The organism is Paenibacillus sp. PAMC 26794, from assembly GCF_000316035.1.
Lineage (GTDB): Bacteria > Bacillota > Bacilli > Paenibacillales > Paenibacillaceae > Paenibacillus.
The window spans coordinates 18,873-42,370 of record NZ_ANHX01000078.1; the positions used below are offsets into that span (position 1 = coordinate 18,873).

The window sequence follows — 23,498 nt, forward strand, 5'->3', positions numbered from 1 at the left end:
AAACTCAATGTAAATCCGTACAGAGAGCGATTGGAAAAAAATGAGCCAAAGGGTCAACGTTCTAGAGAAGTAATAGATTAGAGTACAGTGCATCAGAGAAGCAAGAATTAAACACCGAAGAATGAAGAGCCAAGAGCCAAGAGCCAAGAGCCAAGAGTCAAGAGTCAAGAGCCAAGAATGAAGAACGAAGAGCTAAGAACTAAGAACTAAGAACCAAAACGATAAGGGATTAGAGCTTAGAAGAGTTAAGAGTGCTAAGAAGATCTAAGAAGAGCTTAAAGGAGCTAACCGGGACTTAGTCTAGGCTAGCTCTTTTTGATAGGTGATGCTACCCCCAAAGAAACCTTCGCCGCAGCGCTAACGAACCTGAGACAACCTATTCAGGGTCAAAATCTGAAATACAAATTCTAACGAACCTCAGGAACGCTATCCTTCGGAAAAGTAGTTATTTAGCTTTAAAAAGGACCAAACTAGGCACAATAAAGTGTCTGAGATTCGTTAGATTTTAGATCCATGCTAAAAGGGGCTAATAACGTGTATCAGGTTCGTTAGAATGAAGTAAAGCAGTGGAGGTTCCCCAGAAGGGAGAACCCTATCTCCAATGGCTTGCTCGGAGGATGGATTCCGCCAGCCGATCGGCTGCATCCGCCGTGGAGATCGCAGATTGCGTAGCTTCTGCGTATACCTTACTCAGCGTGCCTGCAATCCCCGCCACTTTTTGGCGGATCAGGTCAGGCCCGGCGCCTTCCAGCTCGTAGGCGGTGGAGATGATTCCGCCTGCGTTGAGCACATAATCAGGCGCGTACAGGATGCCGCGCGCCTGCATGCGGCCTGCAACCAGCTGTCGTTCACTCAGCTGGTTGTTGGCCGCCCCGGCAACGATGGAGCAGCGCAGCTCCTCCACCGTTGCCGGGGTCAGTACGCCCCCCAGGGCACAGGGGGCGAACACCTTGCAGTCAGCGGCGTGAATATGGGCCGGATCAGCCGAGATGGCGCCGCTGAACTGCACAAGGGCACGTTGTACACGCTCCGGTACAACGTCTGCCACAATGAGCCGTGCCCCGGCTGCATGCAGGTAACGGCACAGGGCATACCCGACCTTGCCCAGTCCCTGGACGGCAACGGGAATGCCCTGCAAAGATGCAATGCCTTGCTGGCGCAGCGAGGTCACAATGCCGATGTGTACGCCGTAGGCGGTCATCTCGGCAGTGAAGTCATCCTGCGCCCCAAGCGAACCCGTGGTGTCCGTCACATGTGCGGTCTCCAGTCGGATCTGGTCCATGTCTGTCGCCGTGGTACCCAGATCAAGACCGGTCACGTATCGCCCGTTCAGCCGCTCCAGACAACGTCCCAGTGCACGAAAGCGCTGCGCCCGCTTGGATACGTCCGTATCCAGGCTTTTATCTTGTTGATAAATCATCTCATCAGCGGCGACTTTCCGTTCTGTGGCAGCGCCTTTTTGTTGCTCTACCCCTAGATCTCCAGCGACCTGCTCAACACTTTGAGATCCGCAACCATCCTCATCCGGTTTTGCATTCTTCACAAAAGGCACATTCCATATGACCACTTTCCCGCCACCATACGGCAGTCCGGAGATTGCATTTTTGTACGTCATGCCTTTGGCAAGCTTAACAGCATCCCGAATAGCTTCTTCCTCGGAAGCATACGTCCAGTAACGGCATCCGCCCAGCGCAGGTCCAAGGGCCGTATTATGAATGGCAATGACTGCCCTCAATCCACTATCTGCATCATGGCAAAAAATGAGTTCCTCCATGCCTTCCCGCTCCATCTCCTGCCATAGCTGCATGACGGCACCCCCTTTTTGTTTTGACCCATCCATCCTGGTTCTGACCCGTTATCTAGTGCGATCGTGCTTGGCTTTATGATGATACAGCATATTCACAGACCCCCGTTTTCGCCCCTGGGACCTCCGCCGGGTTGATAATCGGTACAAACGGTTCTATAATGGCAGTTCCGGCATGCCAGAGAGCAAGAAAATGCCTACGGATTTACATCCAACCGTTTAGAATGAGGGTATAACGTCCAATGATGGAGATAGAGCGAACGTACAGGAAGCATAGATGAAACGAAATCGTCGAGTATATGCAGCAAAGGGCCAATTCCGTTGTGAAGGCCAGGAAAGAGGGATTGTGATTGTTTAAAATATTGGTATTTATCTTTTTGATCCAGATTGTATACGTATCGGCTTATACACTCCGGATGATTCTGACACTCAAAGGCCAGAAATATATCGCTGCACTGATCAGCATGGGTGAGATTGTGATCTATGTGCTCGGTCTGAATCTGGTACTCAAGTATCTGACCCAGCCTTCTGCCTTAATCGTGTATGCTGTGGGATACGGACTTGGTGTGTTGCTCGGAGCCTGGATTGAAGAAAAGATTGCACTCGGTTACGTTACCGTTAAAGTCATCTGTAACCAGATGGGTAGCAATGTCGCGAATGCCCTCCGGGATAAAGGGTTCGGTGTTACTGCATGGGTGGGTAGTGGACGTGACGGGGATCGGCTCGTGATGGAGATTCTGGCAAAACGTAAAAACCAGAAATTGCTCTACCAGACCATTCTCGATCTGGACCCCAAAGCATTTGTCATTACCGTGGAACCCAAACAGTTCCATGGCGGCTTCTGGACACGTTCCATCAAAAAGTAGAATTGAGCAGGTCTGCAGCAGATGCAGTCCTGCTTTTTTGGTTTCATTTTATCCGACACCTTCTTGTTGCCTCGATGTATTCCTGAAACCTCACTTCCCAAGTTAACTCTGTACGATTCAAGGTTGCTTATGGTACAATCCCTTGCTGTCCCAGCCATTCCCGCCTACATATGAGATAGGGATTATTGTTGTAATCGCTTTCAACATTTATATTGAGAACATGTCCTTCGTAACCTGGCATGGCAGCGATGGACGAATGTCATCATCATATATTGGGAGGAATGGAATCGATGAAAACTAAATTTCGAAGCTTGTGCAGCACAGCCTTGGCTATAACGTTGGGGCTAACAATATTGTCCGGACCAGCAAGTGTGCAGGCAGCGGGCAACGCGGACTACAATCTCACAGGCTTCTCCCTAGGTAACGCGGGCGGCGGTATCATTAGCGAATCGAACACAGCCACGTATAAGAAAGTGTATAATGCGACCGATCTGGCACTGGCTCTGAAAAAGAACTCCGGTGTCAAAGTCGTTGAGATCATGAACGATCTGAATCTGGGATGGAATGAAATTCCGAGCGCAGCGCAGACTTCTCCTTTTGCCAAGCATAATGATGCGCTGACGCATCCCGTATTAAAACAGACAGGTGTCAGCAAGCTCACGATTGACGGTTTCAATGGACTCACGATTTTCTCCGCTAACGGCTCCAAAATCAAACACGCTGCGATCAGCGTGAAACGAAGCTCCAACGTCATCATCCGCAACCTGGAATTCGATGAGTTATGGGAATGGGATGAATCCACCAAAGGTGATTACGACAAGAACGATTGGGATTACATCACCCTGGAGGAGAACAGCAACGTATGGATTGATCACTGCACATTCAATAAAGCCTATGACGGACTCGTCGATTCGAAAAAAGGAACCAGCGGCGTGACCATCTCCTGGTCCCTCTTCAAAGGGGATGACGGCAGCTCGAACAGCTGGGTTACCCAGCAGATTAACGAATTGGAAGCAAACAAGGCTTCCTATCCCATGTACAACTACCTGCGCAGCAGTGCTGTAGGTCTCAGCAAAGCCGATATTATCGCCATCTCTGGACCACAAAAGAAAGGACATCTGGTCGGTTCAACCAGCCTGGAGTCGGCTAACGCCAATCTGTCCATGACGCTGCACCATAACTTGTACAAAGATATTCAGGATCGGATGCCACGCCTGCGTGGAGGCAACGCACATGCATATAACATCGTGATGGATGCAACAGGGGCACGTGCTGCTAAAGCTAAAATTACAACGGCGATGGCAACAGCGATTGCGTCCAAAGGTTATAAGTTCGATATCATTGGCAATGGGGCAATCTCTACGGAAAGTGGGGCGGTATTGGTTGAGAAATCAGTCATTAAGGACGTGCTGTACCCTGTTCGTAACAATCAGACCGATCCGGCAGATCCAACCTATACCGGCAAAATTAGAGTGACCGATACCATGTATTCTTTGGATGGCAGCTCATTCCGTGGCAGCAGTGATACGTCTGGCAGCCCGCTGGCGCCAATCCCGGCCATGGTAAAATCATTCTCCTGGAACGGTTTTTCGTCACTCCCTTACAGCTACACCACGGATGATCCATCCACTTTGAATGCACGCCTCACGGCTTCCAATGGCGCAGGTTCAGGTAAACTGACCTGGTCCAAGGACAATTGGTTGAAGACGAGTTATTAGGTGTATATGATTTCGACCCTTAGCATAATAGCAAAGAGTGCTCCAGCAGCCTTCATGGCCGGGAGCACTCTTTTTATTAATTCAATTATCAGAAGCATAACCCCTCATTGAGGCACGCTGTCCTCCGTAAGAGTAGGCGCAACACTTACCGACTCACGATAGATGATATTACCTTTCACGTGTACACGGCCGAAACTGCGGTTTGGGTTGTTGATCTTTTTGAGCATCGACTGAACTGCGGTACGCGCCATCTGTTCCACATCCACTTCAACGGTTGTCAGCTTGGGATCGGAGAGCGTGGCATAGATATCATTATCAAAACCAACAACAGAGCATTGATCAGGTACCTGAATATCCATGGAAGTCAGTTTCTGAACCAATAGATGAGCGACCTGATCACAGTTGCATACAAAGGCGGTTGGCAGCTGTTCCGGCAGATCAATCTCAATAAACGTACCCCGTTCATCCCGATCATTCAGAACCAGATCCGGATTCATCGGCAAGCGATGTTCCAGCAAGGATTTGTAGTACCCGAGGAATCGGTCCTGGATGCTGCTCGTGGAATACAAGTTCCCTACATAAGCAATGTTACGGTGGCCCTGCTGAACCAAATAGTTCGTCAGCTCATAGGCAGCGTAAAAGTTATCGGTAACGACGGAATCGATGTCCGAATGTTCATCGTAGAAGTCGAGAAACATTTTGGGAACCTCCATCGATCGCACCAGTTCAATATACTCTTTGCTGATCTGTCCGAGCACGATGAAACCATCGACCTTGTTGTCACTGTACAGCTTGGGCAACGTTAATTCTTCCTCATCCTCCACATTCAGAATGTGCAGAATGCCGTAGTAGCCCTGTTCCTCCAGATGTTTGGTGATGCGCTGGAACACGCGTACATAGAACGACTGCGTAGGCCCGGTAAAACGCTCCGGGATAATTACGCCAATATTATGGGTTAAGCCTTCCTTCATCGAACGGGCAGCGGCATTATACCGATAGCCCATTTGGGCAGCAAGCACTTTAATTTTTTCCTTTAATTCGCCACTCACACCATCTTTATCATTCAATGCTTTCGAGACGGTCACACTGCTGACCCCGAGCCTGTCGGCGATATCCCGCATGGTGATATTATTCTTCAGTATGGTCGCCTCCTTCAAGCCGGTATAGGCACAATGTGCTGTCATTATGATGAGTGCTTTCTCCGCACATAATAACAATCCATATCAGTATACATCGTTACCAACTTGGAATAAAGCAATTCTGGCTGTTGTTTCGCTATTTTCAGCATATTTTAGGCTTGCTTGAAAGGTTGTTCTACCGATGTTACGTTAATTGTTTCTTTAAAAGCTTCTCATTCTGTTCTATCAGCTGACCCCGCTGGCTGGCACAATCCAGGGAACGATATGGATCAGCCGGTGTATTGAACGTATAATCGACCAGTTTCTCCAGAGTCGTTGTTGCTACATGACAGCGGGTATCACTGGATGCGTAATAGATAAAGACTTCTTCTTTTTCATTGACTACAGCACCATTGCAGAAAATAACATTGGACACATCGCCTACACGCTCGTCGTCATAAGGGGCAATGAAGTGGCCGCCCGGCTTGGCAATAATACGCACCGGATCATTCAGATCGGTGGCGAAGGTGTATAACACATAACGCAGGCCTGCCGCGGTGTTCCGAACTCCGTGAGCAATGTGAATCCAGCCCCGATCCGTCTTGAGCGGAGCAGGGCCTTGACCGTTTTTGACCTCATAGACCGTATGATATTGCCGTTCGTCGATAATCGTCTCTTCATGAATGACAGGGTTTAAGATATCCTCACACAGACCAAAGGCGATTCCGCCGCCGCTGCCTGTTGAGATGAATCCGTCTTGTGGACGGGTGTAGAAGGCATACTTTCCATCCACGAATTCCGGGTGTAATACGACATTGCGCTGTTGAGGGGAATTCGTTGTGATGTTGGGCAACCGTTCCCAGCTTGTGAGATCTCCTGTACGAACCAGTCCTGCCTGTGCAACTGCGCTGGATGTATCAAATGCAGGAGCCTCAGGGTCTTTGCGTTCCGAGCAATAGATGCCATAGATCCAACCATCTTCATGTTGAACGAGGCGCATATCATACTGATTGGTTTCATCCGCATCGATATCTTCCCAGACCAATGGTTTACCCGTGAAACGGAATCCGTCGATACCATTGTCGCTCTCGGCGAGCGCAAAGATTGATTTGCGATCCAATCCTTCCGTACGGATGACCATGACGTATTTGCCATTGAAATAGATGGCTCCTGGGTTCAGTGTAGCGTTAATGCCCAGGCGTTCCATGAAATGCGGGTTCGTCGTCTCATCCAGATCGAATCTCCAATGCAGCGGTACATGATGGCGAGTGATAACCGGATACTGGTACCGATCATATACGCCATTGTAGAAGGAAGAGTTGATCTCATTGGGGCGAGTAAGCAATTGCTCCTGTTTCTCCAATAACTCTTTGTATTTCGGGTGTATCATTCTGATCCCATCCTCTCGATTAGTTCAATACAGAATCTGCTATTGTGATACGGGCATTTCCACGGTCCAGCAATCTCGCTCTGATCCGGTGTACCGTTTCCATCAACCGACCAGTACCATTCCCCACCAGCGCGCTGATCAATGATGTTTTCTTTGTTATAGGTCCACAAGCGTTCCACTCTCTCCAGAAACAATGGATCACCTGTACGCTGATACGCGTTATAGAAGCCGACCATCGCCTCAGCTTGAACCCACCAAATGCGTTTCTCATCGATATGTTCACCTTCTTGTTCATTGAGCAGGGAACCATCGGCATTCACGGCCACATTGGAGATGTTATAGGCAATATCCGTTACCATCGCCGCATACTCCGGATGTTGTTCCATCCCTAGAACTTTCAGTGCTTCGTCGATCAGCCAGCTGGCTTCAATGTCATGTCCGAACGAGCGCAGGTCAATGATGGATTCCCACTGTTTGTTGAAAAATACCCCGAGAAACTTGGTGTCTTGGTCATACACCCGTTCATATAGAATTCCGAGCAGGCGTTCCAGCGCCGCCTTCACTTGTTGATCCGGCCACACGCGATAGAGCGTGGTGTAGGCCTCTAACACATGGATGTGCGTATTCATTGTGTAATCCGCAATCACCCCGTTTTCGCTCAGCATTTCATTGGGTTGTTCCTTCCATGTGCGATCAAATTGTTCCTTGTACGCAGGTAGTTCGGCATCCAGACCTTTGTCCTCGATTAGAGTAAAAAGCGTTTTCGCAAGTTCCAATGCAGAAGCATCCCCGGTAGCACGATAGTACTCACTGAGTGAATACACGCCGAATGATTGCGTATACACATGTTTGCTCGTGTCCAACGCTTCCCCTCTGTAATCTACCATCCAGTACATACCGCCATATTCGGTATCCATCACATGGTCTGCGAGAAAACGATAGGCGTGCTCCGCGTGATCGCGCCATCTTTCGTTTCCGGTAACCCGATACGCCGCTGCAAAAGACCATAATTGCCGTGCCGTGGCGATCCCGCCTTTGGGTGCCTGTGGATTCACCTGAAGATCATTGCCAACCCAGCCGTAGAATCCACCGTGGGTTGTATCTTTAAGGTTGGACCAGAAGGGTAAAATCTGATTCTCCCAATGCGCCTTAATCTCAGATTGGAGTTGGGGTGATTTTGTATTCATAAGTGAGCGCTCCTTCAGAATGTTACATCAATCTCATTTAGTTAAGTTAACGATAACTTTATTAGATAATATTAGTGCCCTAAAAAACAGATGTCAACGAAATGCATCGCAATTTTTCTTGTTAAGTTATAAATAAATGAATTGACAGGTAAGCGTTACCATAATAGAATTCATCTTGTAACCTTAACGATAACTTAATTAACTTAAGAGAGGGGTCGAAACAATTGAGAAAAAACAAAGGTTGGATGATGTTGCTGACGATGCTGCTCATCACTTCACTACTTGCTGCATGTTCATCCGGAGGTGGATCTTCGCAGGCAGGGGAGGAGATCAGTACAGATCCGGCAGATATCAAAGGTGAAATAACTGTTCTGACGCAACGTACAGATATTGTGGATACCATATTCAAAGACTACGCTGCGGAGTTCAATAAGGAATACCCGGATGTCAAAGTGAACTTCCAGGCACTGGCCGACTATGAAGGGCAAGTGAAAATCCGTATGAGCACCAAGGATTATGGTGACGTTCTGATGATCCCGACCAGTGTTCCGATCGCGGATATCCCGGACTTTTTCGAGCCGCTTGGCACGTACGATGAACTGAAAGACAAATACACCGCTATTGAGGAACGTATGGTGGATGGCCAGGTATATGGTATTCCTACGGTCATCACGTTCTCGGGAATTATCTATAACAAACAGGTCTTCAAAGACGCAGGTATTACCGAATTGCCAAAAACACCGGAGCAATTCCAGGCTGCGCTTCAGTTGATCAAAGACAATACTGACGCGGTTCCGCTCTACACCAACTATGCATCTGGCTGGGCATTAACCCAATGGGAAGCAGACCTGCCAACGGTTGCAGGTAGCATAGATTACGTGAATGTGGACCAACCAAACACAGATGATAACTTTGTGCCTGGTCAGCCGCACTATGAACTGTACAAAGTGCTCTATGATGCAGCCAAGAACGGTCTAATCGAGAAAGATCCAACAACAACCGACTGGGAAAGCTCCAAAGCTGATCTTGCCAAAGGCAAAATTGCCACGATGGCACTTGGCTCTTGGGCCATCACACAGATCCAAGGCATGACAGATACTCCAGACGACATTGGATTCCTTCCTTTTCCTACGAATGCAAGCGAGGTTGTGGTACCACTCTCCGCAGACTATAACATCGGCATGAACGTCAACAGTGAGAACAAACCTGCTGCCAAAGCCTGGATTGACTGGTTCCTGGCGAAATCGAACTACGCAGTTGAACAGGGCGGCGGTATGGATGCAGACAAGAATGCTGAATTGCCACCGATTTTGGATCAATATAAAGATGTGAAATTCTCCACGCTTACACCTGCCAAAGAAGGTCAGGAAGGTCTGGTCGACAAGATTGATAACGAAGGCGAAATCGGTCTCTGGCAGCCTGACTTCAAGAAACGCATTATCGAAGCAGGTATTGGGAACCGCAAAGAATCGTATGACGACATCATGAAAGATCTGAACGACAAGTGGGCGAAAGCACGCGCAGAACTCGCGAAGTAAGCAAACTACGCCCGATACATTGGATCTGTAAAGTCGCTACATGTTGACTGACCACCGTTGACATGCAGCGAAGCACTGACGTTGGCTGAGGCAGAGGGGATTCTGCCATTGATCTGGCATTTTGCATCTAGATAAAGGATGAAGGATGTAAGATGCCACCCTTGGTGGTTGATTATCCAGCCATATGTGCAATTGGACGGGAGTCTTTCGATATATAGGCGGGTGAACCGCTTGGAGGTGTGGAGAGCATGAAGTACTTAAAACTTTCGAATTGGGGCTACTCAGCGCAACGCATATTTATCATCTGTGCCTTCTCAATTATTCCGCTGGCGTTGCTGTTTACATTTGCATACTTGCCAGTCATCAACATGTTCAAATACAGTTTCACCGATTGGAACGGATACAGCAAAAGGTTCGATTATGTTGGGTTTGAGAACTATACACGCATATTCAGTGATCCCGAATACTTCAAAGTATTTATTGTCAGCTTGTATTACTTCGTGGCTACGTTCTTACAGATGGGCTTGGCGCTTTACTTTGCCACCATTCTGAGTTTCAAAGTTCGAGGCAAAAACTTCTTCAAAGGCATACTGTTTTTTCCTTATTTGCTGAATGGGGTAGCCATCGGTTTTATCTTCCTCTTTTTCTTCAAACCAGACGGTACACTCGATATGCTCATGCATGCTGTAGGGCTGGGACAATACACGCAGCTCTGGCTCGGAAATCCGAATATTATCAACGTGTCACTCGCAGGTGCATCGGTATGGAGATACATGGGCTTCAACTTTATCATTTTCCTGGGTGCAATCTCCTCCATTCCGAAGGATGTGTATGAAGCATCCGATATTGATGGTGCCAATCGCTGGCAGCAATTCCGCCACATCATCCTGCCAAGCATTACACGCATCCTGCAGCTCAACCTGATCTTGGCGATTAGCGGCGCAATTAGTGCGTTCGATATTCCATATATCATGACCGATGGTTCCAACGGCAGTATGACATTTGTAATCCAGACGGTTCATTTGGCGTTTAAATACGGCAAGCTGGGACTGGCATCCGCCATGGCTGTGGTGCTGCTCTTGATCGTTATTCTTGTTACGCTTGTGCAGCGCGTCACCATGAAAGGGGAGGAATAAACGTGACACAATTCAAATACACCCTTGCGAGCGTGGTTAAATATGCTTCCCTGGTGCTTGCGGCGTTTATCGCACTGTTACCCATCGTGGTCATCCTGTTTGCATCTCTCAAAACGAATGCGGAATACGCTACCAGCAGCCCGCTTGCCCCGCCAGCCAACTGGCTGAACTTTGCGAACTATGCTAAGGCTTTTGTGGATGGCAACATGCTGGTCGGTTTCAAAAACACCATTATTATCTTGTTCATCTCCATTATAGGGGCGACCTTAACGGGTTCCATGATCGCATATGTGCTGGATCGGTTCAAATTCAAAGGCAAGAAAATCATGGTCGCGGCGTTCCTGCTCGCTACCCTGATTCCAAGTGTTACGACGCAGGTCGCCACATTCCAGATCATCAACGCGCTCGACCTGTTTAACACACGTTGGGCGGCCATCGTGATGTACCTGGGTACAGATATCATCGCGATTTATATCTTCCTGCAGTTCCTTGGCTCTATCTCCAGTGCATTGGACGAATCCGCTATGCTGGACGGTGCGTCGTACTTCACGATCTACTGGAAAATCATTCTGCCACTGCTGAAACCGGCCATTGTAACGGTCATTATCGTGAAGGGTGTGAACATCTATAACGACTTCTACACACCGTTCCTGTACATGCCAAAGACCGATCTACAGGTCATATCCACCGCCTTGTTCAAATTTAAGGGACCGTTCGGGTCGCAGTGGGAGGTCATCAGCGCCGGCATCATGATCGCCATTATTCCAACCATGATCATCTTCCTGTTGTTACAAAAGTACATCTACAATGGCTTCGCGCAAGGCTCCGTTAAATAAAACCCGAAGGGAGAATGAAAAATGTCAGTTGCCGAAACGAAAAACGTACACATTGTTGGGGACGCTTTGCCGAATATGCCATGGGAAGCCAAACCGGAGGGAACGGAAGGCCCGGTATGGAGACACTCGGCGAATCCGGTGGTTCCGCGTAACCCGGTCAAAGGCGTTGCTCGCATTTTCAACAGTGCTGTTGTACCGTATGAAGGAAAATTCATTGGTGTATTCCGCGCCGAAACCGTTAATGGCCGTCCGCACCTGCACATGGGGGCGAGTGAGGACGGTTTGGAGTGGACGATTGAAGAAGAGCGTATTGCATTTGTAGATGAAAATGGCGATCCGTTTATGCCCAACTATGCGTATGACCCGCGTCTGGTCAAAGTCGAGGACACGTATTACATCATCTGGTGTACAGACTTCTACGGTGCAGCACTCGGTCTAGCGAAGACGGATGACTTCAAAACATTTGTCCGCCTCGAAAATCCAATGCTGCCGTTCAACCGTAATGGCGTATTGTTCCCGCGTAAAATCAACGATAACTATGTGATGTTGTCCAGACCGAGCGACAGTGGACATACCCCATTCGGAGACATTTTCCTGAGTGAAAGCCCGGATCTGGTGTATTGGGGCAAGCATCGTCATGTGATGAGCAAGGGCGGCCAAGGTTGGTGGCAATCGGTCAAAATTGGCGGCGGGCCCGCTCCGATCGAAACGTCCGAAGGCTGGCTGATGTTCTACCACGGCGTAACTGGAACCTGTAACGGTTTTGTCTATAGCATGGGGGCGGTCATTCTGGATCTGGATGAGCCGTCCAAAGTAAAATATCGTTCCTCCAACTTTGTACTGACACCGGAAAAATGGTACGAAGAACAAGGCTTCGTTGATAACGTCATCTTCCCGTGTGCAACACTGCATGATGCCGAGACCGGACGTATCGCTATCTATTACGGCGCCGCCGACACGTATGTGGGCGTGGCTTACACAACCATCGAAGAGATCGTGAACTATGTGATCGAGACGGATGAAGTTATTGCCGGAGATCATGAAGAGGGCAAGCTGTAATGCATATGGATTATATCAAGGGATTTACATTTGGCTGGATGAGTGGCAGGGGTGACTTCCGTAAGCCGGAAGCCAAAGAATCCTTGCGCCTGATGGCTGAACGTACAGGCAGTTCACATGTTATTTTTGCACTGGCGGCACATCAGGATCATCCGCAGGCAATAGAAGTGAAGTATCGGGGTGCACATTTGGTGGAGGATGATGAACTGATCGACATGATTCGTTATGCCCGTACACTCGGGCTGCGTATCATTCTGAAACCAACCGTTAACTGCACCGACGGCACATGGCGTGCACACATTAATTTTTTTGATATCGATGTGCCTTGTGAGCCGAAGTGGAAGGATTGGTTCCGCAGCTATACGGCATTTCAGAAGCATTATGCAGTGATTGCAGAGCAGGAAAAGTGTGAGATGTTCATCGTAGGCTGTGAGATGGTGCAATCCGAGCGTCGGGATGAAGAGTGGCGCGAGGTGATCGCCGGTGTGCGTGAAGTGTACACAGGACTGGTGTCATACAACACGGATAAATATCAGGAAGGTCATGTGAAATGGTGGGATGCCGTTGACGTCATCTCTTCCAGTGGTTATTATCCCATCGGAGATTGGGAGGCGCAACTGGATCGTATTGAACAGGTGATTGCTCCCTATGGTAAACCCTTTTTCTTCGCGGAAGCAGGCTGTCCCAGCCGCAGCGGATCAGCCCAGGTTCCAAACGATTGGGGACTGGAAGGCGAAGTGAATACGGAGGAACAAGAGCGTTTCTATGAGGCGATGTTCCGGCATGTCAGTCAGCGTGACTGGGTACGTGGATTCGGTCTGTGGGATTGGAGCGCACATCTACACACGGAGAAGGAGGCGCTGACCGATGACGGATATGGAGTTTATGGCAAGCCAGCGGAGCAGGTGATCCGTCGGTTCTATGAGGGCATCGCTGTAGAAGTTTAAACGAGAAACAAGAAGGCGTATGAAGATGGATTTCAGTGATATATTTGCATATGTACTTTCGTGATTTCCATGCTGTGAGCAAGGAATAGCAGATTATTGTGGAACTTATTTTTTCAGTTGTGATTCATATTCAGGTCGAGAGGCTCTTCCTCCTATAGGAAGGGCTTTTTTGGCTATTTTAATAACAACACATACTATGTCGAATTTTGTTGACAAAAGGAGGGCTCCTGCCTATTCTTAATGGATGAATATGATAATCATTATCATAAAATAGAGAAAAGGGGTTCAACATCCATGTCTGTTCAACATCGCAAATCTTCGGCCCTCACGCTGGCAACTATGCTCTTGTTGTTATTCGTTATTGTGGGTTGCAGCAATACAGGAAGTGGAGATGAATCCTCATCTGCTGCTTCGGATCAAACATCTACGAAGTCGATTACGATGTCATGGCCACGTGATATCGGTACAATGAATCCGCATACGTACAATCCTTCGCAATTATTTGCCCAATCCATGCTCTATGAGCCACTGATCAGTTACCAGAAGGACGGAAAACTGGAACCTGCTCTGGCAGAATCATGGACCATCTCCGATGACGGCAAGGTATATACATTCAAGCTTCGCCAAGGTGTGAAATTCTCAGATGGTACGCCATTTAATGCTGAGATTGTGAAAAAGAATTTTGACGCTGTTATGAAAAATAAAGATACACATAGCTGGCTGGGCATTGTAGGTGTGCTCGACAAGACAGAGGTTGTGGATGACCATACTTTCCGATTGACACTCACAGAGCCATATTATCCGGTTCTTCAGGACTTGTCTGTGGTCCGTCCGTTCCGCTTCCTGGGTGAAGCCGGATTCCCGGATGACGGAGATACATCCCAAGGCATCAAAGAGCCGGTTGGAACGGGCCCGTGGATGCTGGCTGAATACAAGCAGGACGAATATGCTGTTTTCAAACGCAACCCGAATTATTGGGGAACAGCACCAAAGGTGGATCAGATTACGGTCAAAATCATTCCTGACGGTGAAACTCGTGTCCTTGCTTTTGAAAAAGGCGATCTCGATTTGATCTATGGTGAAGGTATGATCAGTCTGGATGCGTTCCAGGAGCTGCGTGACAATGATAAATATGTGACCCAATTGTCTGATCCGGTGGGTACTCGCAGCTTGCTGCTGAACTCTTCCAATCCAAAGCTGTCCGATGTCAGAGTGCGGATGGCGCTCCAGCAAGGGTTTAACAAAAAGGCGATGGTGGAAGGCGTGACTTCCGGTTTGGAAGAACCAGCCGATACCGTATTGTCCAAAAACTATCCGTACACCAATGTAGACCTGGAACCGATCACGTATGACGTGGAGAAATCCAAAGCTTTACTGGATGAAGCGGGTTGGAAACTGCCTGCAGGTGGTACAGTTCGTGAGAAAGACGGGCAGCAGCTTGATTTTGAGATGATTTTTGACAAGACCGATCCGATTCAGAAAGCGATGGCTGAGACCATTCAGGCAGAATGGAGCGAGCTTGGGGTTAAGGTAAACCTCACTGGACTGGAACTTACGGTACAGATCAAACGTTTGAAAGCCAATGATTTCGACCTGTATTTCTGGTACAACTATGGCGCTCCATATGATCCACATTCCTTCATTAATGTTGTAGCAAGCCCTGGATTCGGGATTTCCGAGACCCTGAGTGCGTTGCCGATGAAAAAGGAACTGGACGATCAGGTGCATGCAGCCCTGTCATCCACAGACGAGACGAAACGCCAAGAGTTATATGGCTCTATCCTGAAAACACTTCAGGAGCAATCGGCGATCGTACCGATCTCTTATATTAAGAAAACGGCTGTATATCAGAAGAAAATCTCCAACTTTATTTTTCCGGCGAACCGTGACGAGAATCCGTTTGTAGGAATCGAATTGGGCAATCAATAAGTCGTATTTACTTTAATTTCGGAAGCGGTAAGGCCTTGGCAAGGTCATGTAGCTTGATAAAAGGGGGAACGTTTGGTGATCAGTTATATCGGTAAACGAATGATCGCAATCATTCCTATCGTTTTTATCGCTACACTTGTTACCTTTGCGCTTATTCATATTTCACCGGTTGATCCAGCCGAGGCTTATCTGACAGCCGCTCATATCTATCCCACACCTGAGCTGCTTGCGCAAAAGCGGCATGAATTCGGTCTGGATCAGCCTTTGTTAACCCAATATGCGCATACGATCCAGAAGATTACCAAGCTCGACTTCGGCACTTCGTATCTCACCAATAAACCCGTATGGGATGAAGTGAAACTAAGGCTTCCCGCTACGGCTGAGCTAGCCTTCTGGAGTATGTTGTTATCCGCTTTGGTGAGTATTCCATTGGGAATACTGGCCGCAGTGTACAAAAACAGCTGGATTGACATGATCAGCAGGGCGATTTCCTATTTTGGCGCGTCGATCCCGCAATTTTGGCTCGGTTACCTGTTGATTTTTTTCTTCTCGGTGAAACTGGACTGGCTACCTGTGGAGGGGCGTGGATCGTGGGAGAATCTGGTTCTGCCTACGATTACTCTCTCCTTGATTCTTATTGCGGTCTACACCCGATTGTTACGTTCCAGTGTACTGGAGCAATTGCAGGAGACATATGTACAGTACGCGAGAACACGCGGGATTCGCGAACGAGTCATAATGCTCAAGCATGTCCTGAAAATCGCCATATCGCCCCTTATTACGGGGATGGGGATGAGTATGGGCAAGCTGCTCACAGGCACCATTATTGTAGAGCAGGTATTTTCCTGGCCTGGGTTCGGACGTTATTTTGTCGATGCGATATTTAATCGGGATATTCCCGTTATTCAATGTTATGTCTTCCTGGCGGCCTGCCTGTTCATCGTATGCAATCTGCTCGTTGATCTGGTGCAGCTCGTTATGGACCCACGGATTTCCGCGAAAGGACGGGCAGAACATTGATATACAAATGGCGTGCGGTATTTAAAGGGCAGAGAGCCATCCAGATATGCTCGGTGATCATATTGCTTTTCTTCGTGATCGCGTTATTAGCCCCATGGATTGCTCCTCATGACCCGGTGAAGGTGAATCTGTTGCAGAAGCTGGCGAGTCCATCGCTTGAGCATTGGCTCGGAACGGATCATCTGGGACGCGACAATCTCACCAGGCTGATGTATGGCGCGCGGGTGTCGCTTGGTTTTGCTACCCTGATCTTCCTATCATCTTTGCTCATTGGTGTCATTGTAGGTTCAATCTCCGGTTACCTTGGTGGCTGGGTGGACAGTCTGCTGATGCGCTTGTGTGAAGGCATTATGGCGTTTCCGAATCTGGTGCTGGTGCTGGGTATAGTAGGAATCTTTGGTCCAGGTCTGATGCAGGTGCTCCTAGCACTCATGATGGTACAGTGGGTGTATTATGCACGTATCTGCCGGAACATGGTCGTTAGTCTGAAAGAACGGAACTTCATCGCAGCGGCGCGGATTAGCGGCTCGTCTTCGTGGACGATTATCCGCAGACATATCATCCCCAATGTGCAGCGTCCCATTGTTGTGATGGGCACACTGGAGATGGGCTGGGCGATTATGGATATATCTGCTCTGTCCTTCCTGGGACTCGGTATTCAACCACCGAATGCAGAATGGGGCGCTATGATTCATGAAGGAACGGGGTATATCCGCAGTCATCCGGAGTTAATGATCTACCCGGGTGTATTGATTCTACTCGTAGTCATTACGTTCAACATCTTGGGAGAGGCGTTATCCGAGCGTTATGGCATTGCAAAAAGGTAGTGGTTCGGAATCGAAGGCATATGAGGGGTGAACGTAACGATGGATGATGCAGCGAAGGTACTCGAAGTTCGTGGTCTGCAAGTGAATCTAAGAACAGCGGAGGGTTCAGTCCCGTTACTGGAGCCCATTGATTTTGAATTAAAAAAAGGTCGTGTCTTCGGTCTCGTCGGTGAGAGTGGCAGTGGTAAGACCGTTACATGTAACGCGTTGCTCCATCTGCTTGATCCGCGCAGGATGGAAGTGTCGGGCAGCATCCGCCTGAATGGACGGGAGCTTGGCTCGTTGTCAGGTGAGGAGATGCGGCGCATCCGTGGCAAGGAAATCGGATTTATTATGCAGAATCCGATGAATGCTTTTACACCCGTGTATACGATTGGATCTCAATTCATTGAAACCTTGCGTACGCATACGGGAATGTCCAAAGCAGCTGCCAGGGAACGGGCCATTGCTGCGTTGGCAGTTATGAACTTACCCGAACCAGCTAAACTGATGAAGCGATATCCCTTCCAACTGAGTGGCGGTATGTTGCAGCGTGTGATGATCGCCATATCGATGTGCCTGCGACCGGCTTTGGTTATTGCTGATGAACCAACGACGGCACTGGATGTCGTGAATCAGTTCAAGGTGCTTCAGGAATTGGATCGGCTACGTACGGAGTATGGCACATCCATCTTGCTCATCTCCCACGATCTGGGCGTGATCTCGCAAATGGCGGATGAAGTCGCGGTCATGCAGAAGGGGCGAATTGTGGAGCAGGCGGATGTGTACCAACTGTTCGATCACCCGCAGCATGAGTATACACGGATGTTGTTAAATGCCAGACCCAGTATGTATTTAGGACGATAGCGAATGACAGATGAGTTGAATTGTTCAGTGAGTGTATGTGTAGAGCGGGAATACACTGTGTTTTGAGTGGGTAGGCGTAGGGGTGGAATGAACATGGTGATGTGTAATTTCAGCTTCTTCGGAGATTGCTTCTGCCAAGTACAAAAGAGGAGGGTGACCTGATGCTTCAGGTACGTGGAGTAAGCCATAGCTATGGCAAACGCAATTGGCTGGATCGTTCGGGAGCGCGTCCTCCTGTGCTGGCAGACATCTCGCTTACGATTGAACAGGGTGTGTGTTTGGGACTGCTGGGTACGAGTGGGGCAGGTAAAAGTACCTTGGGTAAAATCATCCTTGGTCTGGAGAAGCCCAGTCAGGGTCAGGTTTTATTTCAAGGTCAGGATATCTACCGATCTAGCAAACCCGTGCTCAAGGGATTACGGCGTGATCTGCAGGTCGTGTTCCAGGACTGTTATTCGGCTGTGAATCCACTCATGACTGCCGCGCAGATCATCGGGGAGCCGCTGGATAATTACGAGCGATTGTCGGCAAAAGAACAACTTCGTGTGATTGGACAACTGCTTGAGCAGGTTGGACTTAAACCTGAGGATGGGAGCAAGCTTCCGCACCAGTTCAGCGGTGGCCAACTACAGAGGGTCAACATCGCACGAGCTATCGCGCTCAAACCGAAGTTAATCGTACTGGACGAATCGATCAGCAGCCTGGATATGGTGCACCAGACGCAAATCCTATCCTTATTGGCGGAGCTCAGAGCATCTTATGGGTTGTCTTACCTCTTTATCACACATGATATTCGGGCTGCCATGACGATCTGTGACCGCATTGCGGTAATGGATCAGGGGAAGCTGGTCTATAGCGGTGATGCCGGCGATTCGGTAATGCAGTCGGATCATCCGGCTGTACAGCAGTTGGTATCGTCCATTTTGCCTGAGCATCCATCAGGTCGTATTTCGTTTAAATGAAATTTATAGTGAAGGAGGCTCCTTACCATGTTGATGGTAAGAAGCCTCCTTTTTCACATTTCATTCATCAGTTGAGCGTTATCTTAATTGCCCCGATCTGCACGCTCCATACGATATGTATACTTCACAAGCTCAATCTGTTGCTGCTTGAAATCTGCAATCCATTCTCCTAAAATGTTCTGGAAACGATCCATCTTTCTTCGCAATTCTTCCGCAGATTTACCTTTCCAATCTCCTATACTCTCATCAATGGACTTTACATGACGTTTGTTAGCTTCAAGCATATCCATTAAATCATTGATTTCCTTCTCGGCATTCATCAAATCCACTAATTCTACAACAATGCTCCGTGACATATGTTTCGTCGCTCCTTTTTAACCCTCGTCGGCTTGTCTGAAATCTTCCGCTTTTTGATTAATATACTCTGCAATGACATGTGCTTCTTCTTCATACCAGCGGCTAAATTTGTGCAAATCACTTGTTAACCGATCCACGATAGGTTCAAGAGAGCGGCTATCACTGGACTCAATAAGTCTGAGAATGGCATTGGTTGCTGTGGGGAGGCTAGATTGAAATTCATTTACATGCTGCTGCATTTTTTGTCCAGCTCTTTGAAGATTCTCTAGTGAGAGTTGGATGGTAACCCCGGCACCGGCAGCAGCCATTTGTCCAAGAGGTCCTAGGTTGGCACCATACTTTTCAATTAATTTATTTACAGTATCCTTCATTTTTTCATTGGCAAGCAGGGTATTTATGTATTCCGTGTATCTTGGATTTCCACCAATCACTTCACCATCTCGTGTATAAAGTGTATTTGTAATAAAGCCATTCTTGTCAAACTCGAAGTTCTCAAGACCGTGCGCCTTTTCTCCACCGAAAGAATTGAATAATTTTTCCCCCATGCCTTGAGTGCCTATTGGCATTGTAGTAGATACAAAAGTGATATTCTTCCAAAAAGGTGTGAAAATACCCGAAGGAGCACCGCTTGATTTGGATATTATAGGTATAGTGATTTGAACATATCTATTATTTGCTTCCTCGTACGTCTTATTAATCATGATTGTATTAGCTGCATGCCGCGTCGATGAATTGAAAAAACCTGCTCCAACACCATCTCCTGGGTTGACATAAGCTGTGTTTTTCTTATCATATTCTCCGGCATCTATTTTCTTTAGGATATCATCGGAGACAACTGCTCGAATGCTGGCTGGGTTGTATGTAGTAGATGACAGGTTGTTATGTATAGCTGTATATTGCGCAAGTGCTCCACCCAATGAGTGACCGGTTGTAGAAATTTCCGCAGTAGGATAAGCCTCTTTCACTTCACGATATAGCTTCTCAGCTTGATAGAACTGATTGTTCTCATAATTGCTTTTTGTTGCATGATATTTTGGTGATGATTCTGACAGAATGTCAGGGTTGTTTTCGACAGTCTTTCTAAGGGTTTTGTACCGTCCCCCGACAACATCAATGCCATCAGTTGCAATGTCTGGGACTTTACCCCATGATAGATCAGGTTCAGTTCCACGGTAAGCTATAACGACTTGATTATCTTTATCGTTGCGAAACACTACCGCATCAAATCCTGATTTGTTCGTATCGTTGAGAGTTGAATTAGGCAGATTGGTTCGTATCCAATCCTCGCGAAATTTTGTATCTTTTGTACTGAATTCTCTATCATATGATTCTTCCGACATGGCGTGTAAAAGCTCATCATTTAAGAAACTCACTGTATTTACCTTCCTATCTAGGTTATTATTGAAATAATACATATTATTCCTGATAGAATCAAGGGGTGACTCTCATTAAAATCAAGTCTAAAGTCCTACTGGTTTTTTTATCTATAGTAGTTTTGTTTATTTGTTTTTTAATTGTTAAGAATTACTTGACTGATAAACAAATTGTTGAGAAAGCTACGGTTATAGGCGAGAAGTACTTTATAGATAATTATGGTGTGGAGGTTGAATTTGTCGACTCACAAGTTATGGCTTCTTATATTACAACTAGAGTGGTGCTATACGGATATATTGTAGGTAAAGAAGAAGATAAGATTAAAATTAGTTTGGATTACCGTGATTTTGAAGTTACAGGAACCGGTATTCCTTTAGATCTTAAAAAGATTGGTGAATAGAAGAACAAATTTTACTTATTGAAGAATGTAAGCTTGTTTGATATCAGATAAGTCCTAAACTGAAGATAGTATTGCCAGGTTTTTTTGATATTTAGGATTTGTTAGACCTAAGCAAAGAAAAAGATACTGGGAAGTGAAAGTGAGAAGAAGTACATATGAAAAGCAGAGGGATTTAGAAAATGAAGAAACTTTTATTAACTGTATTAGCGAGTATATTGACTGTAAGCATGATAGGTTCGGGAAACGAGACAGTTGCAGCTGCAAGTAATCCGAAGCAAGTAGAGGTATTGCTGAATACCGTAAAAATGAAGTTTCCTGATGCGAAGCCATTCCAGGATGGCCAAGGTAGCGTTATGGTTCCAATCCGGTTTGTTTCGGAAGCCCTAGGCGCAAAGGTGATATACTCGAAGGCTGGCAAAGTTTCCAAGGTTGGGATCGTCAGCAAAGATCATAAAGTGGACATGACGATCGGGCAGACTTCAGCCCTCGTTGATGGGCAGAAGAAGGACTATGGCTCGCAAATTATTCTGAAGCAAAATCGGACTTTCGTTCCCCTACGTCTGGTGAGTGAAGGGCTTGGCCAAAAGGTTGAGTGGGACAAGATTGGTCGTTGGGTCTGGATCGGGAACAAAAACTTCCGGAGCACAGATGATAAGGCGTTTAAGTTAACCAAGTTAAGTGATTTTAAAGCATATACACAAAGCATTGAATATTTTAAAAACTTGAAGAAAGAAACTTACCCTGGCGTGAAGATTATTAAAGAGAGTGATTTACCGATTCAACTAGGGAATAGTCAAGTGGTGTACAGCATTAATTTGGTAAAAGGTCCTGGACGTAGCGGCGATGTGGTACAGATTAGAAGTAGTGTCAGAGGAAATCCCATAACGTTCCTAGTAAAAGATAGTTTTGCAAAGGGACGTTCGGTGCTAGATGCGGCTTTTATAAATAATGATGATAAAACAGGAATGAATAACTATCCAGTAGTAAGTAGCTTGGATCTTTTTCAAAATGGAAAATTCGTAGAGAATTATGATTACACGAAGTTCAAATTTTCTTCAGCAGATTATATTCTCTTGAGAGATGGTGATTTGGACGAGTACGCTGTGGCCATCATCAATCCATTCAAGTAAGGGGAAAAGATTGATGAAAAAGACCATCAGTTCAATACTCAGTTTCAGTTTGATAATCATTTTGTCCTCTGTGCTCGTCCTATTTACTTATCATCTCGGTAAAGCTGAAGCAACTGTTTAGTTGATGCCTCTGAAAGGATTCAACAGAACCTTTTCGAGTATACCGAGAGCAGCCCATAGTCAGCGACTTGTACCGATTGTGTGGGATCTTCAAATGAGTATTAAGCAGTTGGATGAATGGCACCTGGAGCATACGTCGGAACTAGTGGACTACATTAATCAAAAGGGAGAAGATTTTTATACAAGTAGATTCCGGAGCACAGTGAAAATTTACATAGTAGTAAAAGAGCCTAAACGAACTAAATCTAACTAATCGGAGAGTGGAACAATTGAAAAAATAATGTTATCCATATCTCTCTATTAATGTAAATACAATTGAACCAATAAATTCAATGGATCCGAACCATTTCATTATGAAACGTGAATCCCTGTTTAAATAATGCAGAAGGTGGCGGTATTGCTCCATTGTATGAGGAGTGCTTGATATCAGATGAGTTCTAAATTAAAAGTTTTATTGACCATTTTAGTGATCTTAGTTTTATCGGTGAGTGGATGTACAATTGCATATCAGATTGAGAATAATATTATCATCAAAAAGGCTACTCCTATAGGAATAGAATATTTTAAAAGTGAGTATGATGTCACGGTTGAATTTACAGATTCTCAAGTTTTTGATGGTTATGTTTATCCAAAGGTTAATTTATATGGTTATGTTAACAACGATATCAATGAGAAGGTTTCTATTTCAATTAACTATAATACTTATGAGGTAGAAAACGTAGGTGGTCCAAAGTGGCTGTTTCAATTAGAATAAATTTTTTGGATCCAAAGGGTCATATGTAATAAATGGAAGAAATCAGTGCCCTTTTTGAAGCTTAAGAAAATTAAAGTGATTAATTGAGATGTTGATTAGAGCATATGGTACTCAATAAGTAACCAATAAATTTGAATTGTTCAAATAAAAAGTTACTAAAACCTTACATACGGAGAGTGG

General features: G+C 46.7%; 21 protein-coding genes. 15 read left to right on the forward strand and 6 right to left on the reverse strand.

What is annotated here, in order from left to right; all coding sequences use genetic code 11:
* Positions 1 to 592: 592 nt before the first annotated feature.
* On the reverse strand, positions 593 to 1,807 hold the full coding sequence (locus D829_RS34325; RefSeq protein WP_017691669.1) for a Glu/Leu/Phe/Val dehydrogenase dimerization domain-containing protein: 1,215 nt from the start codon (positions 1,805 to 1,807) through the stop codon (positions 593 to 595).
* Between the two features lie 347 nt (positions 1,808 to 2,154).
* On the opposite strand from D829_RS34325, the gene D829_RS0125100 reads away from it, so the two are divergent.
* Both D829_RS0125100 and D829_RS0125105 read left to right on the forward strand, forming a co-directional pair.
* Positions 2,155 to 2,670 (forward strand): DUF2179 domain-containing protein, encoded by a 516-nt coding sequence (locus D829_RS0125100; RefSeq protein WP_017691670.1) that lies wholly within the window; start codon positions 2,155 to 2,157, stop codon positions 2,668 to 2,670.
* A 290-nt stretch (positions 2,671 to 2,960) separates the two neighbouring features.
* Positions 2,961 to 4,388, forward strand: coding sequence for a hypothetical protein (locus tag D829_RS0125105; protein WP_017691671.1), 1,428 nt, complete (start codon positions 2,961 to 2,963; stop codon positions 4,386 to 4,388).
* Positions 4,389 to 4,492: 104 nt separating this feature from the next.
* Here D829_RS0125105 and D829_RS0125115 read toward each other — a convergent pair whose 3' ends face one another.
* The 3 genes from D829_RS0125115 to D829_RS0125125 form a co-directional block, all read right to left on the reverse strand.
* Entirely contained in the window at positions 4,493 to 5,572 is a 1,080-nt protein-coding gene (locus D829_RS0125115; protein ID WP_017691673.1) for a substrate-binding domain-containing protein, read from the reverse strand.
* A gap of 139 nt (positions 5,573 to 5,711) precedes the next feature.
* Positions 5,712 to 6,896: a glycosidase gene (locus D829_RS0125120; protein ID WP_017691674.1), complete on the reverse strand. Its 1,185-nt coding sequence runs from the start codon at positions 6,894 to 6,896 to the stop codon at positions 5,712 to 5,714.
* Positions 6,893 to 8,083: an AGE family epimerase/isomerase gene (locus D829_RS0125125; protein ID WP_017691675.1), complete on the reverse strand. Its 1,191-nt coding sequence runs from the start codon at positions 8,081 to 8,083 to the stop codon at positions 6,893 to 6,895. Before D829_RS0125125 ends, D829_RS0125120 begins: the two co-directional genes overlap by 4 nt.
* Before the next feature lie 224 nt (positions 8,084 to 8,307).
* On the opposite strand from D829_RS0125125, the gene D829_RS0125130 reads away from it, so the two are divergent.
* The 10 genes from D829_RS0125130 to nikE all read left to right on the forward strand — a co-directional run bounded on the left by D829_RS0125130 (position 8,308) and on the right by nikE (position 19,183).
* Complete coding sequence (locus D829_RS0125130; RefSeq protein WP_017691676.1) at positions 8,308 to 9,621, forward strand: extracellular solute-binding protein; 1,314 nt, start codon at positions 8,308 to 8,310, stop codon at positions 9,619 to 9,621.
* 248 nt (positions 9,622 to 9,869) lie between these two features.
* Entirely contained in the window at positions 9,870 to 10,757 is an 888-nt protein-coding gene (locus tag D829_RS0125135; protein WP_017691677.1) for a sugar ABC transporter permease, read from the forward strand.
* Between the two features lie 2 nt (positions 10,758 to 10,759).
* A complete protein-coding gene (locus tag D829_RS0125140; RefSeq protein ID WP_017691678.1) occupies positions 10,760 to 11,593 on the forward strand; it encodes a carbohydrate ABC transporter permease in 834 nt (277 codons plus the stop codon).
* 21 nt (positions 11,594 to 11,614) lie between these two features.
* Positions 11,615 to 12,652, forward strand: a complete 1,038-nt coding sequence (locus tag D829_RS0125145) for a glycoside hydrolase family 130 protein (RefSeq protein ID WP_017691679.1) — start codon at positions 11,615 to 11,617, stop codon at positions 12,650 to 12,652.
* 5 nt (positions 12,653 to 12,657) lie between these two features.
* Positions 12,658 to 13,599: a hypothetical protein gene (locus D829_RS0125150; RefSeq protein ID WP_026081405.1), complete on the forward strand. Its 942-nt coding sequence runs from the start codon at positions 12,658 to 12,660 to the stop codon at positions 13,597 to 13,599.
* A 294-nt stretch (positions 13,600 to 13,893) separates the two neighbouring features.
* Positions 13,894 to 15,528: a nickel ABC transporter substrate-binding protein gene (nikA, locus tag D829_RS0125155; RefSeq protein ID WP_026081406.1), complete on the forward strand. Its 1,635-nt coding sequence runs from the start codon at positions 13,894 to 13,896 to the stop codon at positions 15,526 to 15,528.
* Between the two features lie 75 nt (positions 15,529 to 15,603).
* Complete coding sequence (nikB, locus tag D829_RS0125160; RefSeq protein ID WP_017691682.1) at positions 15,604 to 16,548, forward strand: nickel ABC transporter permease subunit NikB; 945 nt, start codon at positions 15,604 to 15,606, stop codon at positions 16,546 to 16,548.
* On the forward strand, positions 16,545 to 17,375 hold the full coding sequence (gene nikC, locus D829_RS0125165) for a nickel ABC transporter permease subunit NikC (RefSeq protein ID WP_017691683.1): 831 nt from the start codon (positions 16,545 to 16,547) through the stop codon (positions 17,373 to 17,375). The genes nikB and nikC overlap by 4 nt, the downstream gene beginning before the upstream one ends.
* 39 nt (positions 17,376 to 17,414) lie before the next feature.
* On the forward strand, positions 17,415 to 18,221 hold the full coding sequence (gene nikD / locus D829_RS0125170) for a nickel import ATP-binding protein NikD (protein WP_017691684.1): 807 nt from the start codon (positions 17,415 to 17,417) through the stop codon (positions 18,219 to 18,221).
* A gap of 161 nt (positions 18,222 to 18,382) precedes the next feature.
* Positions 18,383 to 19,183 (forward strand): nickel import ATP-binding protein NikE, encoded by an 801-nt coding sequence (gene nikE / locus D829_RS0125175; RefSeq protein ID WP_017691685.1) that lies wholly within the window; start codon positions 18,383 to 18,385, stop codon positions 19,181 to 19,183.
* Positions 19,184 to 19,266: 83 nt separating this feature from the next.
* Here the strand turns inward: nikE and D829_RS0125180 are convergent, their stop codons facing one another.
* Complete coding sequence (locus D829_RS0125180; RefSeq protein ID WP_017691686.1) at positions 19,267 to 19,539, reverse strand: hypothetical protein; 273 nt, start codon at positions 19,537 to 19,539, stop codon at positions 19,267 to 19,269.
* Between the two features lie 18 nt (positions 19,540 to 19,557).
* The gene (locus D829_RS0125185) at positions 19,558 to 20,913 is read right to left on the reverse strand and encodes a hypothetical protein (protein WP_017691687.1); all 1,356 of its coding nucleotides are present in this window, start codon (positions 20,911 to 20,913) and stop codon (positions 19,558 to 19,560) included.
* A 155-nt stretch (positions 20,914 to 21,068) separates the two neighbouring features.
* Here D829_RS0125185 and D829_RS0125190 point away from each other — a divergent pair, with 155 nt between their 5' ends.
* From D829_RS0125190 to D829_RS0125200, 3 genes are all read left to right on the forward strand, one after another.
* The gene (locus D829_RS0125190) at positions 21,069 to 21,314 is read left to right on the forward strand and encodes a hypothetical protein (protein WP_152417141.1); all 246 of its coding nucleotides are present in this window, start codon (positions 21,069 to 21,071) and stop codon (positions 21,312 to 21,314) included.
* Between the two features lie 179 nt (positions 21,315 to 21,493).
* Positions 21,494 to 22,444, forward strand: coding sequence for a copper amine oxidase N-terminal domain-containing protein (locus tag D829_RS0125195; protein WP_017691689.1), 951 nt, complete (start codon positions 21,494 to 21,496; stop codon positions 22,442 to 22,444).
* Between the two features lie 550 nt (positions 22,445 to 22,994).
* Positions 22,995 to 23,318 carry a hypothetical protein gene (locus D829_RS0125200; protein WP_017691690.1) on the forward strand — a complete coding sequence of 108 codons (324 nt, stop codon included), beginning with the start codon at positions 22,995 to 22,997 and terminating at the stop codon, positions 23,316 to 23,318.
* Positions 23,319 to 23,498 lie beyond the last annotated feature (180 nt).